Origin of the sequence: Ensifer sp. M14, from assembly GCF_003355565.1 — a bacterium.
GTDB lineage: Bacteria > Pseudomonadota > Alphaproteobacteria > Rhizobiales > Rhizobiaceae > Ensifer.
In genome coordinates, this window is the sequence record NZ_QJNR01000007.1 from 599,420 (window position 1) to 611,966 (window position 12,547).

Annotated in this window: 11 protein-coding genes; 2 read left to right on the forward strand and 9 right to left on the reverse strand. The window is 63.0% G+C overall.

All coding sequences use genetic code 11. The features are described 5' to 3' along the window. Window positions 1–138 precede the first annotated feature (138 nt). Window positions 139–879, forward strand: coding sequence for a response regulator transcription factor (locus tag BLJAPNOD_RS24485; protein ID WP_158556163.1), 741 nt, complete (start codon window positions 139–141; stop codon window positions 877–879). Window positions 880–912: 33 nt separating this feature from the next. Here BLJAPNOD_RS24485 and BLJAPNOD_RS24490 read toward each other — a convergent pair whose 3' ends face one another. After that, entirely contained in the window at window positions 913–1,248 is a 336-nt protein-coding gene (locus tag BLJAPNOD_RS24490; RefSeq protein WP_244611068.1) for a hypothetical protein, read from the reverse strand. A gap of 224 nt (window positions 1,249–1,472) precedes the next feature. Here BLJAPNOD_RS24490 and BLJAPNOD_RS24495 point away from each other — a divergent pair, with 224 nt between their 5' ends. Further along, a complete protein-coding gene (locus BLJAPNOD_RS24495) occupies window positions 1,473–1,910 on the forward strand; it encodes a hypothetical protein (RefSeq protein WP_077501804.1) in 438 nt (145 codons plus the stop codon). A 204-nt stretch (window positions 1,911–2,114) separates the two neighbouring features. Here BLJAPNOD_RS24495 and BLJAPNOD_RS24500 read toward each other — a convergent pair whose 3' ends face one another. The 8 genes from BLJAPNOD_RS24500 to BLJAPNOD_RS24535 all read right to left on the reverse strand — a co-directional run bounded on the left by BLJAPNOD_RS24500 (window position 2,115) and on the right by BLJAPNOD_RS24535 (window position 12,158). Then, the gene (locus BLJAPNOD_RS24500; RefSeq protein ID WP_077501737.1) at window positions 2,115–3,329 is read right to left on the reverse strand and encodes a CoA transferase; all 1,215 of its coding nucleotides are present in this window, start codon (window positions 3,327–3,329) and stop codon (window positions 2,115–2,117) included. After that, window positions 3,326–4,381 (reverse strand): sn-glycerol-3-phosphate ABC transporter ATP-binding protein UgpC, encoded by a 1,056-nt coding sequence (gene ugpC, locus BLJAPNOD_RS24505; protein ID WP_115421759.1) that lies wholly within the window; start codon window positions 4,379–4,381, stop codon window positions 3,326–3,328. The genes BLJAPNOD_RS24500 and ugpC overlap by 4 nt, the downstream gene beginning before the upstream one ends. 83 nt (window positions 4,382–4,464) lie before the next feature. Beyond that, complete coding sequence (locus tag BLJAPNOD_RS24510; RefSeq protein ID WP_244611069.1) at window positions 4,465–6,573, reverse strand: ADP-ribosylglycohydrolase family protein; 2,109 nt, start codon at window positions 6,571–6,573, stop codon at window positions 4,465–4,467. Between the two features lie 17 nt (window positions 6,574–6,590). After that, entirely contained in the window at window positions 6,591–7,775 is a 1,185-nt protein-coding gene (locus BLJAPNOD_RS24515; RefSeq protein ID WP_115421760.1) for an ADP-ribosylglycohydrolase family protein, read from the reverse strand. Continuing rightward, complete coding sequence (locus tag BLJAPNOD_RS24520; protein WP_244611070.1) at window positions 7,762–9,186, reverse strand: extracellular solute-binding protein; 1,425 nt, start codon at window positions 9,184–9,186, stop codon at window positions 7,762–7,764. The genes BLJAPNOD_RS24515 and BLJAPNOD_RS24520 overlap by 14 nt, the downstream gene beginning before the upstream one ends. A gap of 49 nt (window positions 9,187–9,235) precedes the next feature. Continuing rightward, entirely contained in the window at window positions 9,236–10,132 is an 897-nt protein-coding gene (locus tag BLJAPNOD_RS24525) for a carbohydrate ABC transporter permease (protein ID WP_077501732.1), read from the reverse strand. Beyond that, window positions 10,132–11,109, reverse strand: coding sequence for an ABC transporter permease subunit (locus BLJAPNOD_RS24530; protein ID WP_077501730.1), 978 nt, complete (start codon window positions 11,107–11,109; stop codon window positions 10,132–10,134). The genes BLJAPNOD_RS24525 and BLJAPNOD_RS24530 overlap by 1 nt, the downstream gene beginning before the upstream one ends. A gap of 2 nt (window positions 11,110–11,111) precedes the next feature. Next, entirely contained in the window at window positions 11,112–12,158 is a 1,047-nt protein-coding gene (locus BLJAPNOD_RS24535) for a LacI family DNA-binding transcriptional regulator (RefSeq protein WP_077501728.1), read from the reverse strand. Window positions 12,159–12,547: the final 389 nt, after the last annotated feature.

Here is a 12,547-nt window from a genome sequence, read left to right on the forward strand (position 1 = left end):
AGTGCCATATGGCATGCTTCACGATAGCTTCGTCTTGCATGACGACAGGCACACCACCGCAGGTCGGTCTCAATTTTATTCCGGAATGTTTCGCGCACGCTTATGACGACAAAAGCCATTTTTTCACAAGCTGCAAACGTGCAGGATCAGCGCGCGACGGCTATCCGCGTCATCCTGGTCGAGGATGACCACGATCTGCGGCACGGCATTGCCGACTACTTGAGGCTGCAAGCGATCGATGTCACGGATGTCGCATCGGGCATCGGTTTCTACACCGCGCTGATCCACAACGATTTCGACGTGGCGATCCTTGATGTCAACCTGCCCGACGTCAGCGGTTTCGAACTCGCGCGCGCAGCCTCCTCAGGCAAACGCATGGGGGTGATCATGTTGACCGCGCGCGCCAATCGCGAGGATCGCATAAACGGGTATGAGCAAGGTGCCGACCTCTATCTGACCAAGCCGGTGGATGGCGAGGAACTGGCGCTCGCCATCGGTAACCTTGCACGGCGCATCCGGGCCATTCCAACACCGTCAGCCAATGCCGCAAGCAGCAATGGCCCCTCGGCGACGACGCATCAGCCCTGGCTTCTGGAGCTGCAGCAACGCCGGCTGATCGCGCCGGCTGGCGTGTCGATCCAGCTTTCTGGGCGGGAAGCCATGTTGATGGAACACCTTGCCAGCGCCGCGGGCGCGACCGTTTCGCGCGGTGCCATCGACACCCTCCTCGGCCACACCCATTCCGACCGGGAGAGCCGCCGCCTCGACGCCGCACTTCGGCGATTGCGGATGAAAGCCCGCGCAGCTGGCGTTGATCTGCCTCTGCACATCGTCCATGCCGCCGGGGTGCGCTTCGTTGGGACAGTGACTGTCGTGTGAGCCGGATCGGCTGCCCGGCTCGGCACGCCGTGGCTATGCGGGGGAGGACCCGGGGGGATTACCGGCTGGCGGCAACGCGGTTTCCGGCTCTTCCGGCGCATGACCTTTCTCCAGCTCGGCAACCTCTAGGCGCCCCCAGGCTGCTGCCCGATCCATCAGCAAGCGCATCTCGGCGTTGAGGGCATGCGATCGCCGGATCTGATCGGCGTGGGCGACATTGGTGCGTGGATCATAGAAGCGGCCGATGTCTTCACCCGTGGCACGCCGAGCCTGTTCGAGTGCCGCCCGCAGCGCGGACAGCTCGGCCTTTGCCACGAAGTATCGTCTCATCGCGTCGATGAGTTCGCGGTCGCGCGCCTTCGTCTTCATGGATGCCTCCCTTGCAATAGGCAGTCGGCGTGATCCCACAAGATGGCGAAATCTGGGTCCTGCCCCAAGGACAGGCATCTTGCCTGTGGACGCAACGCCGTCGCATCATCTCGGCGGCGGATCAGGAGGCGTCATCGTGATTGGACTTCAGGTGCGACAAGAGTCACGCTCACGGCAGGGAAAAGGGCTGGCGCAGCGCATCTATCGTCCAAATGGAGGCGACAATGAAGCACCATACACGCGAGCAATTGCAGGTCTTCGCGCAGATCGAACCGGACGTCCGTCCGCTGAACATGTCCCACAGCGAGCGCCTGGAACGCTGGGCGGAGCTTCTCGAGCAGAGCCCGACCCGCCATCTGGCGACGCTCTATGAAACCGAGCATCAGTCGGCCGCCGTGCGCGATACCTTGCGCAGCGACGGCTCGCCAATTTCCGTGGCGTTCAACGACCCGATGCTACGAGCCGCCGGCCTGGAAGACGATACCTACGGGGAGGCGCTCCGGTTCTTCGGACTGCGCGACTGGCAGCTTCACGGCGTGATCTGCTATTGCCACTTCGGTGCAACGGTGCACGCTGCAACGGCAGCCGGGCTCGTCCGATCGATTCTGAGCGGCGAACGCAGCGGCCTGCTGGCCCGCATGCGCGCGTTGTTCTTCGGCTGACATCGGCCGGAAGGTCGCGACAGTGTACGCGCCGTCGCTAAGCGCCGGTGGCAGCGCGCCGAGGCTTGCGATGACGGCCAAGCGTCTGAGGGTGGCGCCAGACCCATACCCCTCCAGCGGCGCAGGCAAGGCCCGGCGCCGCAGCGCTCAGCCATGCGAACGAATCGGACTGAAAACCGGCGGCTTGCCATGACGACAGCGGATTTACCGACCAGCTTCGGTGATCGCAGCAACTGTCGCTGCGGAAAGACCCGCCTCAGCCAGGACCTCCGCCGTATGTTCGCCCAGCGCCGGCGCCGGACGCCGGAAGCGTCCCGGCGTTTCGGACAGACGCGGCACGATATTGTGCATGGGCAACGCCCCGTGCTCCGCATCGTCGAGCGATACGATGACCTCGCGCTCGGAAAAATGCGCGTCGTCGGTCGCGTCGGCAATGTTGTAGATCGGCCCGACCGTGGCGCCACTGTCACGCATGATCGCAAGGGCTTCATCGTGAGAGCGGACGGCAAACCAGGCGCCGATCGCCTCATCGACCAGATCGCGGTGCTTGAGGCGCTCGCTGTTGGAACGGAAGCGCGGATCCTCGTTCATGTCGGCGCGTCCGATGATCTCGAAGATCCGCCTTGCGACCGCCGGCGTCGAACCAGAAAGTGCCACGTATTTGCCGTCGGCGCAGCGGTAGACGTTGCGTGGGCATGCGGTGTTCGAGGCGCTGCCGATGCGCTCCTTGACCGTGCCGTTGAGCGCGTAGATCGCGGCCTCGGGACCGAGCACCGAAAAGATCGGCTCCAGCAGCGACAGGTCGATGACCTGTCCGCGCGCCCTGCCCTTTTCCCGGGCAAAAAGCGCCGTCATCGTCGCCGACATGCCGTAGACACCGGCGATCATGTCGGCAAGCGCGAGCGGCGGCAGCACCGGCTCGCGGTCCGGAAAGCCGGTGCGGTAGGCATAGCCGCTCATGCCTTCGACGATGGTGCCAAAGCCCGGAAATGCCGCATAGGGGCCGGTCTGGCCGAAGCCGGACACACGCACGACGACGAGATCGGGATTGCGTGCGAGAAGCGCTTCCGGACCGAAGCCCATCTGCTCCAGCGTTCCCGGGCGGAAATTCTCGATGAACACATCGGCCGTCGCAATCAGCGACCAGAGCGCCTCGCGGTCCGCCGTTTCGCGCAGGTTGAGGACGACGGAGCGCTTGTTGCGCCCATAGGTCTTCCAGAACAGCGATAGGCCTTCATCCTTCCACTCGCGCAAGGGATCGCCGGCCGGTGGCTCGATCTTGATCACGTCGGCGCCGAAATCGGCCAGTTGCAGCGACAGCATGTTGCCGGCGACCAGACGCGAAAGGTCGAGCACCTTGATCCCCTCGAGCGGCCCTTCGGCTTCCGGGTCCCAGTGCTTTCTTGCGAAACCGCTCATTGGATGCGTCCGCCGGTCTTGTCGTCGAACAGCAGCACGTTGGCCGTGTCAAAGCCGATCGTCACCTTCGCGCCCGATTGCAGAAGGGCACTTTCTCCGAGAACCATGGTGATGTCGGTGGTTTCGATGCGAACCATCACCTCCTGCGCGTCCCCGGTCGGCTCGACCAGCATGACCTCGGCGGCAATGCCATTGTCGGCAAGGTGGATGTGCTGGGGGCGGATGCCGTAGACGATCTTGCGCCCCGAAGCGAGCCCGTGGCCCGTGGGCAAAGGCAGATGGGCGCCATCGGCAAGCCGCAGCGCCTGACCGTCCACTTCGCCGCGCAACAGGTTGATCTCGGGCGAGCCGATGAAGCTGGCGACGAAGAGGTTCTGCGGATTTTTGTAGAGGTCGAGCGGCGGTCCCATCTGCTCGATCTTGCCACCGTTCAGCACCACGATCTTGTCGGCCATGGTCATGGCTTCCGTTTGGTCGTGGGTGACATAGATGGTCGTCTTGCCCAGGCGCTGGTGCAGCTTCTTGATCTCGCCACGCATCTTCACCCGAAGCTTGGCGTCGAGGTTGGAAAGCGGCTCGTCAAAGAGGAAGGCACGCGGATCGCGCACGATGGCGCGGCCCATGGCCACGCGCTGGCGCTGGCCGCCCGACAGTTCGCGCGGGAGCCGTTCGAGCAGATGCCCAAGGCCAAGAATGTCGGCTGCTTCGTCGACGCGACGCTTGATCTCGCTCTTCGACACCCCGGCAAGCTTCAAGGCGAAGCTCATATTGTCGGAGACCTTCATGTGCGGATAGAGCGCATAGCTCTGGAACACCATGGCAAGGTCGCGCTCCTTGGCCGGCATGTCGTTGACGATGCGACCGCCGATGGTGATCTCGCCGGCGCTGATGTCCTCGAGCCCGGCGATCATCCGCAAAAGCGTCGACTTCCCGCAACCGGACGGGCCAACCAGGACCACGAACTCGCCGCTGCCCATTTCCAGCGAAATATCATCGAGCACCGGCAGGCTACCGTAGCTCTTGCCCACATTCCTGAGTTCAATCTCGGACATGGTCTCTCCTCCCATTTGGTGCGCCAGCGCAGTTCTTGCCCCGTCGGCCGGTATGACGAACCGGCCGACGGGATCGAAGTCGATTAGGCGGTCTCGACAATCTCGATCGTTCCGACGCTCATGCGACCGAGCGCACCGAGGCGAAGGCCGGCCATGCCATAGACGAACTGATCGTCGCTCGCCTCGATCAGCGTCTTTCCGTCGATGGCGAAGGACAACGCCTCGCCCTTGAGGGTGAACGCGAAGCCGTAGCTCTTGCCAAGCTCGCGCTTGAACGGGGCACGGGCAAGAACGGTGGTACCGAAATCCTCCTTGAGGATGACGACATCGTCGCCGTCGAAGCCGGCGGCATAAAACCGGCTTGTGCCCTGAACACGCGCCGTCACCAGCTGCGACGGCCCGGCGAGCGGCTTGATATCGGCCAGAACCTCGACGTCGCGGGCGTAGTAATGACCCGTCCACATGTCGGCATCGCTGGCCGTATGGGCGTGAATGCGGCCATCCTGCAGGGTCCAGTGACCGCGGTTCCAGGTAAAGCGCGAGATCGCCCCCCATTCCTGCACTTCGCCCTTCGGATCGATGACGGTGTGGCCAGCGCCCTCGACCTTGAAATCGGCGAGGAACAGGCGGCCGAGGAATTTCAGACGGCCGAAATATTCGACCTGGATGCCGATCTCGTCGATCGCTTCGGCACCTTCCGGCACGGTGAATGCGTAGTCCTGCCAGCCTTCATGGTTGGGCACGTGCCACGCGCCGGTTTCCTCGATCGCGCCGGACATGGCCCGGCGGATATAGGGGGCGACGCGCAGGTTGCCGTCACCGTTCCACGGATCGAGCCACAGCTTGAACGACACCTTCTGGCCGGCATCCACCAGTGGCGAGAACATCGGGCGATAACGCTCGTCGTCGAAATCGGAGCGGCGATAGAACGGCTTCCAGAAGATGCGCCCGCCCTGGCCGCGCTCGAGCCGGTCGAGCTGGATTTCGAGCGAGCCGCGCGAGCCTTCGGCCTGCTTTTCGGTCGAGCCCTTGAGGCTGATCTGGTTGAAGCCTTCGGTGCGGAAGCCATGGGTCGAACCGGGCAGGTCGAAATCGAAGCGGACGCCACGGCGGGTGAAATCTTCGAGCCAGAGAACCGGCACCTCATCGCCACGCAGTTGCAGCGCCAGCACCGTCAGTTCGCGAGCGAAGGACGGGATATCGACGATGTTGATCGAACCGACGACGCCGGACGCGACGATGAAGTCGTTGATCGGCTTGCGGTATTTGTCCCAGCCGGGCTGAAGCCCTTGGAACGTGCCGACAATGGCGCCGGCATTGCCGGCGTTGCAGTCGGTGTCCCAGCCGGCCATGGTGGCAATCTCGGCGGTGCGCGGCAGGTCGCCTTCACCATAGAGGATCGCCATGACCGTGACGCCGGCATTCGGGATGATGTGGCAGACGCCCGGATAACGGTCATAGCCCCAGTCGGCTGTCAGCATGTCACGGCAGGCGCGCCAGTTGCCCGGGTTGGCCTTGTGGAAATCGATGACGGCCTGCGCCACGCGGGCATAGGTCGATTTCGCATCGATGGTCGCCATGGCTGCGCCAATCACCTCGGCGATCGAGGTCGCCTCGAAGGCTTTGGCGATGGCAGCAGCGCAGAAGCGGGCACCGTTCAGGCCGTCACCGTCATGGGCAACGCTTGCGGCGCGGGCGGAAGCTTCGGCCGCCTTCTGCGGCTCGCCCGGATGCACCCAGCCCCAGCTGTCGATGAAGATCTGCCCGCCGATCTGTTCGGCGACCGTCGCGCCGTTCTGGGCGATCGATCCGGATTGCGGTGCGGGAATGCCGGCGCGCAGGTTGCGGTAGGCGGTGTGCTCGGTCGAAACACCAAAGCCGCCCCACCAATACATGCCGTGCTCTTCGGCGGCATAGTTCACCCAGGTCTTGCCGACATCGGCAGCACTCGCCTTGAGCCCGTAGTCGCGCAGCGCACGAATGAAGTAGACCGGGCCGTTGGTGTCGTCGTCGGCAGCGAAGTTCTTGAAATCGCGCAGATACTGGGTGACTTCGCCATAGGTCTTCTGGACGCGCTCATAGCTCCAGATCGTCGGTTCGACCGGCGCGCCCAGGCGAACGCCAATGGCCTTGCCGATGAAACCGGCATAGATCTTCTCGTAAATCGTCTCTTTGCTGAGCTTGGGCATCATGCGTCTTTCGTTATCAATCAGAAGGTAAGGGCGGCGCGGAAGTTGGTCCGCCTGTCGGCGGCCGCCTGATCGGCGGCATGCATGGTCGTTGCCACCTCGGTGAAGCGATCGGCGGCAGCGGTGAGGTCGAGCCGGTTTGCCCGGTCGAGCAGCGCGTGGTCGGCAGCGTCGATGACGCCTTCGCCATGCATCGCACCGAGGATCGCACCGGCCATGACGCCGATGGAGTCAGTGTCGCGGCCGGAATTGATGCCGTCCTCGATCGAGCGGCGGAAGTCGCCGTCGTTGAACAAGCAGAAGCCGAGCGCCAAAGGCAGCTCCTCGATCGAGCCGAGGCGGCTTGGCTGATAGGCGGCAGTCAGCCGCCCCGCCTTGGCGGGCGTGTGGTTGACGTCGTCGCCCATGGGAGAATAGGGCGCGATGGCCGCATGAAACGCGGCGACAACCGTCTGGTAATCTGCACCTTGTGCCTTGAGCCTGCGGGCGACGTCGGCGATATCGGCGATAGCGTTGCGTGTGCCGTCCTTGGCCAGCGCCAGAACCGCTTCGACCACGCCTTCGATATCCGTTCCGGGAATGAAGGCGGCAGCAACAGCGGCGGCAAACACGCCGGCTGCCTCAAGCCCGAAGCTTTCCTGGTGGCCGGAGGCGAATGCAATCGCCTCGTCATAGGCAGCCTTCGGATCGCAGGCGTTGACGACGCCGATCGGCGCCACGTACATCGCGGCACCACAATTGACCATGTTGCCGATGCCGCCCTGGCGCGGGTCGCACGAAGTCAGCTGATGGCGCTGGAAGATCCACTTTTCCGGATAGAACAACCGCTCGATCAGCATGGCTTCGCGCTGCAGTTCCGGCACGTAGCGCGGCACCCAGGCGATCTGCCTGACCATGCCGTCAGCCATGTCCCAGGCATCGAGATGCCGGCCGACGTCACCATAGATATCCATCAGGCAGAGCGTCATCAGCGTGTCGTCGGTGACGATGCCGTTGCCGCGCACCCGTCCGTTGCGGGCCGTGGCATCGAGCGACATCTTGTGCCACTCGGTGTCCAGCGACGTCACCCGGCCATATCGCTGCGCGATTTCGGCGGCCGGCAGCTTTTCGACCGGCGCCCCCATGGCGTCGCCGAGTGCGACGCCATGGATGAGCGCGCGGACTCTCCCTTTGAGAGAGAGCCCTTGAACGCTACTTTTCTGCATCGAGAACAGTCCTTGCATACTCGTTGAGACGTTTTCCGCCAGCCGCTTCCCACTCCGCGACATACTGGTCCCACTGATCCATCTTGGCGGCGCCGGAGATGAACTTGTAGACCCAGGACCGGTAGACGTTTTCGGTGGCGTCGAGATCGGCGGCGTAATCGGCAGGCCAGACGAAGGTGTTGTCCGGCTTGAAATCCTTCTGGATCGTCGCCAGCGACTGCTGGGCCGCTTCCGACTGCCAGACGACAGGCGGGGTCCAGTTGGCCGCCACCATGAAGCGGGCGTACCAGGTGGCGATCTTGTCGGTGACCTTATAGGCGTCGCCGTCCTTGGTGTATTCCTGGCCCTCGAACCCGAGGCGGTCGAACATCTGGCCTTCAGGGCTGGCCATGAAGTCGAGCAGCTTCATCACTTCGGCCTTGTGCTCGGAGATGCTCGAGATTGCAAAGCCACGGGATTCCTTGGAAACGTCGACGGCTGAGAGACCCTGGCCGCCCGGCCCCTTCGGCGGCGCCAGGAGCACAAGCTCGGTGCCCGGATGAACCTGGCGCATCTTACCGCCATAAATGTCGATAACCTCGCCGGAGGAGCCGAAGATCACACCGGCACGGCCGGTGTAGAACTTGTCTTCCTTCACGTCGAACTTGGTGGTGATGTATTCAGGATCGTAGAGGCCCTGCTCGCGCAGCGAGGCGTAAAAGGCGATCTTGTCCTTCTCTTGGCTGGTGATGCGCGCATGGACCCACTCGCCGCCTGCGTTCTTCATCCAGGTGCCGGTGATGCCGAAGGCCTGGTTGAAGATGGAATCGAGCTCGTTGGTGTTGTCTGCCGTGGTCACGCCGTAGCTGTCGGCAACGCCGTTGCCGTCGAGGTCGCCGTCCTTGATCGCCTTGAACAGCGTCACATAGTCTTCAACGGTTTCGGGCGCCTTGAGGCCGGTCTTTTCCAGCCAGTCCTTGCGGATCACCGGCTGAGGCCCACGCACCGGATAGACGTAGAGCAGATACGGATAGTTCTTGAGGCGCTCGACATTGTGCGGCCACAGCGCGTCCTTCAGGTACTTGGTGTCGGCCAGCATCGGGCCGAGGTCTTCAAGCACGCCCTGCTCGACCATCTTGGCGTCGCCGCCCTGGAAATAGATCAGGTCCGGGATATCGCCCGAAAGCAGCATCACCGACAGCTTGTCGGCATAGCCGGAAGACGGCAGATCGACGAGTTCGATGTCGAGATCGGTGCCCTGCGCCCGGAGCGCTTCCTCAATGCGCTGCAGGTGCTTGACGTCGTCGGGGTTGGACGGGGTGAAGTCCTTGGACACCACCCGGATCTTGACCGGTTCGGCCATTGTCGGGGCGGCCGCACCAAGGCTGAGCGCCAGGGCTGTCGATGCCAGCAGGACCATTTTTCTAAGCATTTCGTCTCCTCCGTTTAGATAGGCTTCTTTGTTGGAACTGGTGTCTTCGTCACCCCTTGAGCGCGCCGCTCATGGTTCCCTTGGTGAAGAATTTCAGGATCAGCGGATAGATCGCCAGGATCGGCACGATGGTCAGAAGGATCATGCCGGCTTTCAGCGACCTCAGATCGATCTGGCTGGCGCCGGTGTTGTTGCTGGCGCTGTTGGCGCCGACGATCGCGACCTTGTCGCCGTCGATGACGAACTGGCGCAGCACTACCTGCAACGGCCATTTGCCCTGGTCGTTCAGATAGATCATCGCGCGGAAGAACTCGTTCCAGTGAAAGACGAGGTAGAACAGCGAGATGGTCGCAAGCGCCGGCTTGGCGAGTGGCAGGACCAGGTGCCAGAACACCTGGAAAGGGTTGGCGCCATCGAGTTCTGCGGCTTCCAGCAGTTCCTTCGGGATCTCCTCGAAGAAGCGGATGAGGATGATCAGGTACCAGGCATTGACCGCCTTGAAGAGGATCACCGACCAGTAGCTGTCGAGAAGGCCCAGGCGCTTGTTGACGAAATAATCGGGAATGATGCCGGGCTCGAAAACGATGGTGACGAGAACAAGGATGAACAGCGCCTTGCGACCGGGCAAGCCGGGCCTCGAAAGCCCCCAGGCCATCAATGCCGTTCCGACGACACCGATCACGGTGCTGACAGCGGTGATGAAGATCGAGTTGAAGATACCGCGCTGCACGTTGGGGTGCTGCAGCAGAACGCTCCAGACCTCGAAGGAGAACCCCCTGGGTATGATGGTCAGACCGCTCATGCCTGGCACCTTGGCCGGCTCCGACAACGAGACGGCGAGCAGATTGAGGATCGGCTGGACCGTGACGACGACGAGCAACAGCAGCGTCGAAACGATAATCGCATATTCGATGCGTTCGATCGGGGTCTTGCGCGACAGGGCCATTACCAGACTCCCTTCCCGGTCAGGCGTTTGGAAACGAAGTGGGCGATCACGATCATCATCGTGCCGAGCACCGCCTTGAACAGGCCGGCAGCCGTTGCCAGCGAGTACTCGCCGGTCTGCAGCCCGATGCGGTAGACATAGGTATCGACGATATCGATCTTGCTGCGCACCACATCGTTGGAGAGGTTGATCACCTGGTTGAGGTCGGCATTGAGGAACATGCCGGCATTGAGGATGAACAGCGTCGCGATCGTCGGCACGATGCCCGGCAGCGTGACGTGGCGGATCTTCTGCCAGCGGTTGGCACCGTCGATCTCGGCGGCATCATAGAGCTGCTGGTCGATGGCGATGATGGCGGCGAGATAGAGCAGGCTGTCCCAGCCGGCCGAGCGCCAGATTTCGGTGAAGACAAGCACCCAGCGGATGGCGCCTGTATCGGTCATGAACGACCGGGGCGCCATGCCGGCCATGCCCATGAGATTGTTGACGGCACCGTCGGTCGGCGACAGCGCCGCGATGAAGATGCCGGCGATCACCACCCAGGACAGGAAATGCGGCAGATAGATCGCCGACTGGATGAACTTGCGCAGCGAGCCGCCGCGAACCTCGTTCAACAGCAGCGCGACGATGATCGGCACCGGCAGGAAGAACACCATCTTCATCGCCGAGATGATCAGCGTGTTGGCGAGCACCTGCCAGAACACCGGCGAGGAGAACAGCACCTGGAAATGCTTGATACCGACCCAGATGTTGGGCGGCACGATCCGGACCTGTTCGAAGGCGATGCGCGCCTCCCAGATCGGCAGATAATGGAAGACGAGAAAGAACAGGATGCCCGGCGCCATCATGACGTAATAGGGCCACCACCGCCGCCAGCCGTCGGCGGCGAGCGCAACGCGTCCCGTCCTGCTGCGTGCGCTCGATTTGGGAACGTTCCCAAATTTAGGCGAGATCACCGCCTCGTCACGATTGGTCATTCCTACCCCCTCCCGGAGCTTGCTGCGCGTCTGGGCTGGTTAAGCGACAGATCGGCCAGCGAACCGCGCTCGACCAGCCGGCAGGGCATGAACACCCGGCCATGCTCGGGGCGGCCGGCGATTTCATCGAACAGGCAGTCGACGGCGCGCACGCCGATTTCGCGCCCGGGCTTGGCGACCGTCGTCAGTCCCGGCCAGGAAAATGCGCCTGCGGGAATGCCGTCGAAGCCGAGGATGGAGACATCTTCCGGGCAGCGAAGCCCGGCTTCGCGCACGGCCACCATGGCGCCGAGCGCCATCAGATCGTTGGCGGCGAAAACAGCGAGATGGCCGACCCGGTCGCGCTCAAGCAGCCGCATCATCGCCGTGCGCCCGCCTTCGACGGTGTATTCGCCATCTTCCATCGGCAGTGCTGCCGGGTCGATGTCGCGCTCGACGCAATGCTCATGAAAGGTCCGTAGAAACCGGGCCCGCGCGATACGCGACTTTGGCCCGAGGATCAGCGCAGGTGCGTGATGTCCCTTTGAAACCAGGTGGTCCATGCCGAGCCTGACCGCCTGAGCGATATCCGAACCGACGGAAGAATTGGCCGGAAAACGCTCGGCACTCGAGCCGATCAAGACGAAGGGCAGCCCGAACCGGTCGAGGTCGTCGAAGCTGTCGGCCACCGGATTGATGATGGCGCCATCGACCCGCGCCTGCCGCAAAGCCCGCAGATGGCTGGCCTCGCGGCCATGATCCCAATCGGAGGAAAACACCAGAAGCGAGGTGCCGTTTTCGGCTGCACGGTCCTGCGCGCCGCGCGCAACCTCGGCCCAGAACGGGTTGGTGATATCAGGAATGACGAGGCCAAGCAGGCCGGTGCGCCCGGACCGCATGCCGACGGCGAGATCATTGCGCTCATAGCCGACGGCACGGGCAGCCTCAAGCACACGCTCGCGCGCCTCGTCGGTAACATTGGACGCGCCGGAGAGTGCCCGGCCGGCGGTGCTCTTGGACACCCCCGCCTTTCGCGCGACGTCAATGATCGTCGGCCGCCTCCGCTGCATCAAACACGCCCTCCCATGGCATGAACTCGTGGGAACGTTACCACGGAGATTTCGAGTCCGCAAGTCCGTGCGATTTAGGATGTGATTTTGCCGGTCCTGTTGAGGTGCCAAAAAGAAAAAGGCCACCGTTCAGACGGCGGCCTCAAATTGAGAGGTGTATGACCTCCAGAGGGAACATCGCTCTCGCAGCCGGGAGGATGGCTGCGCGTCGAGCGACCCCGTTAATGTGACAGCTCGGTGCCCGGTTCTCAATCAATGCAAAACCAGAACTCATGCCGGAGCGGGATCGCTCTTCCAATATTCCCGTAGCCACCGGGATTTTTTTCTGCCCATGACGCCCCACCCGTTTTTGGTTCCGCGGAAAGCGCGCCTGCTTGGGACCACCTCTG

Excerpts from the sequence above, each read along its gene's own strand:
- BLJAPNOD_RS24490 (WP_244611068.1), bottom strand. The coding sequence starts at position 1,248 with ATGAAGACGAAGGCGCGCGACCGCGAACTCATCGACGCGATGAGACGA.
- BLJAPNOD_RS24495 (WP_077501804.1), top strand. The coding sequence starts at position 1,473 with ATGAAGCACCATACACGCGAGCAATTGCAGGTCTTCGCGCAGATCGAA.
- BLJAPNOD_RS24500 (WP_077501737.1), bottom strand. The coding sequence starts at position 3,329 with ATGAGCGGTTTCGCAAGAAAGCACTGGGACCCGGAAGCCGAAGGGCCG.
- ugpC (WP_115421759.1), bottom strand. The coding sequence starts at position 4,381 with ATGTCCGAGATTGAACTCAGGAATGTGGGCAAGAGCTACGGTAGCCTG.
- BLJAPNOD_RS24510 (WP_244611069.1), bottom strand. The coding sequence starts at position 6,573 with ATGATGCCCAAGCTCAGCAAAGAGACGATTTACGAGAAGATCTATGCC.
- BLJAPNOD_RS24515 (WP_115421760.1), bottom strand. The coding sequence starts at position 7,775 with ATGCAGAAAAGTAGCGTTCAAGGGCTCTCTCTCAAAGGGAGAGTCCGC.
- BLJAPNOD_RS24520 (WP_244611070.1), bottom strand. The coding sequence starts at position 9,186 with ATGCTTAGAAAAATGGTCCTGCTGGCATCGACAGCCCTGGCGCTCAGC.
- BLJAPNOD_RS24525 (WP_077501732.1), bottom strand. The coding sequence starts at position 10,132 with ATGGCCCTGTCGCGCAAGACCCCGATCGAACGCATCGAATATGCGATT.
- BLJAPNOD_RS24530 (WP_077501730.1), bottom strand. The coding sequence starts at position 11,109 with ATGACCAATCGTGACGAGGCGGTGATCTCGCCTAAATTTGGGAACGTT.
- BLJAPNOD_RS24535 (WP_077501728.1), bottom strand. The coding sequence starts at position 12,158 with ATGCAGCGGAGGCGGCCGACGATCATTGACGTCGCGCGAAAGGCGGGG.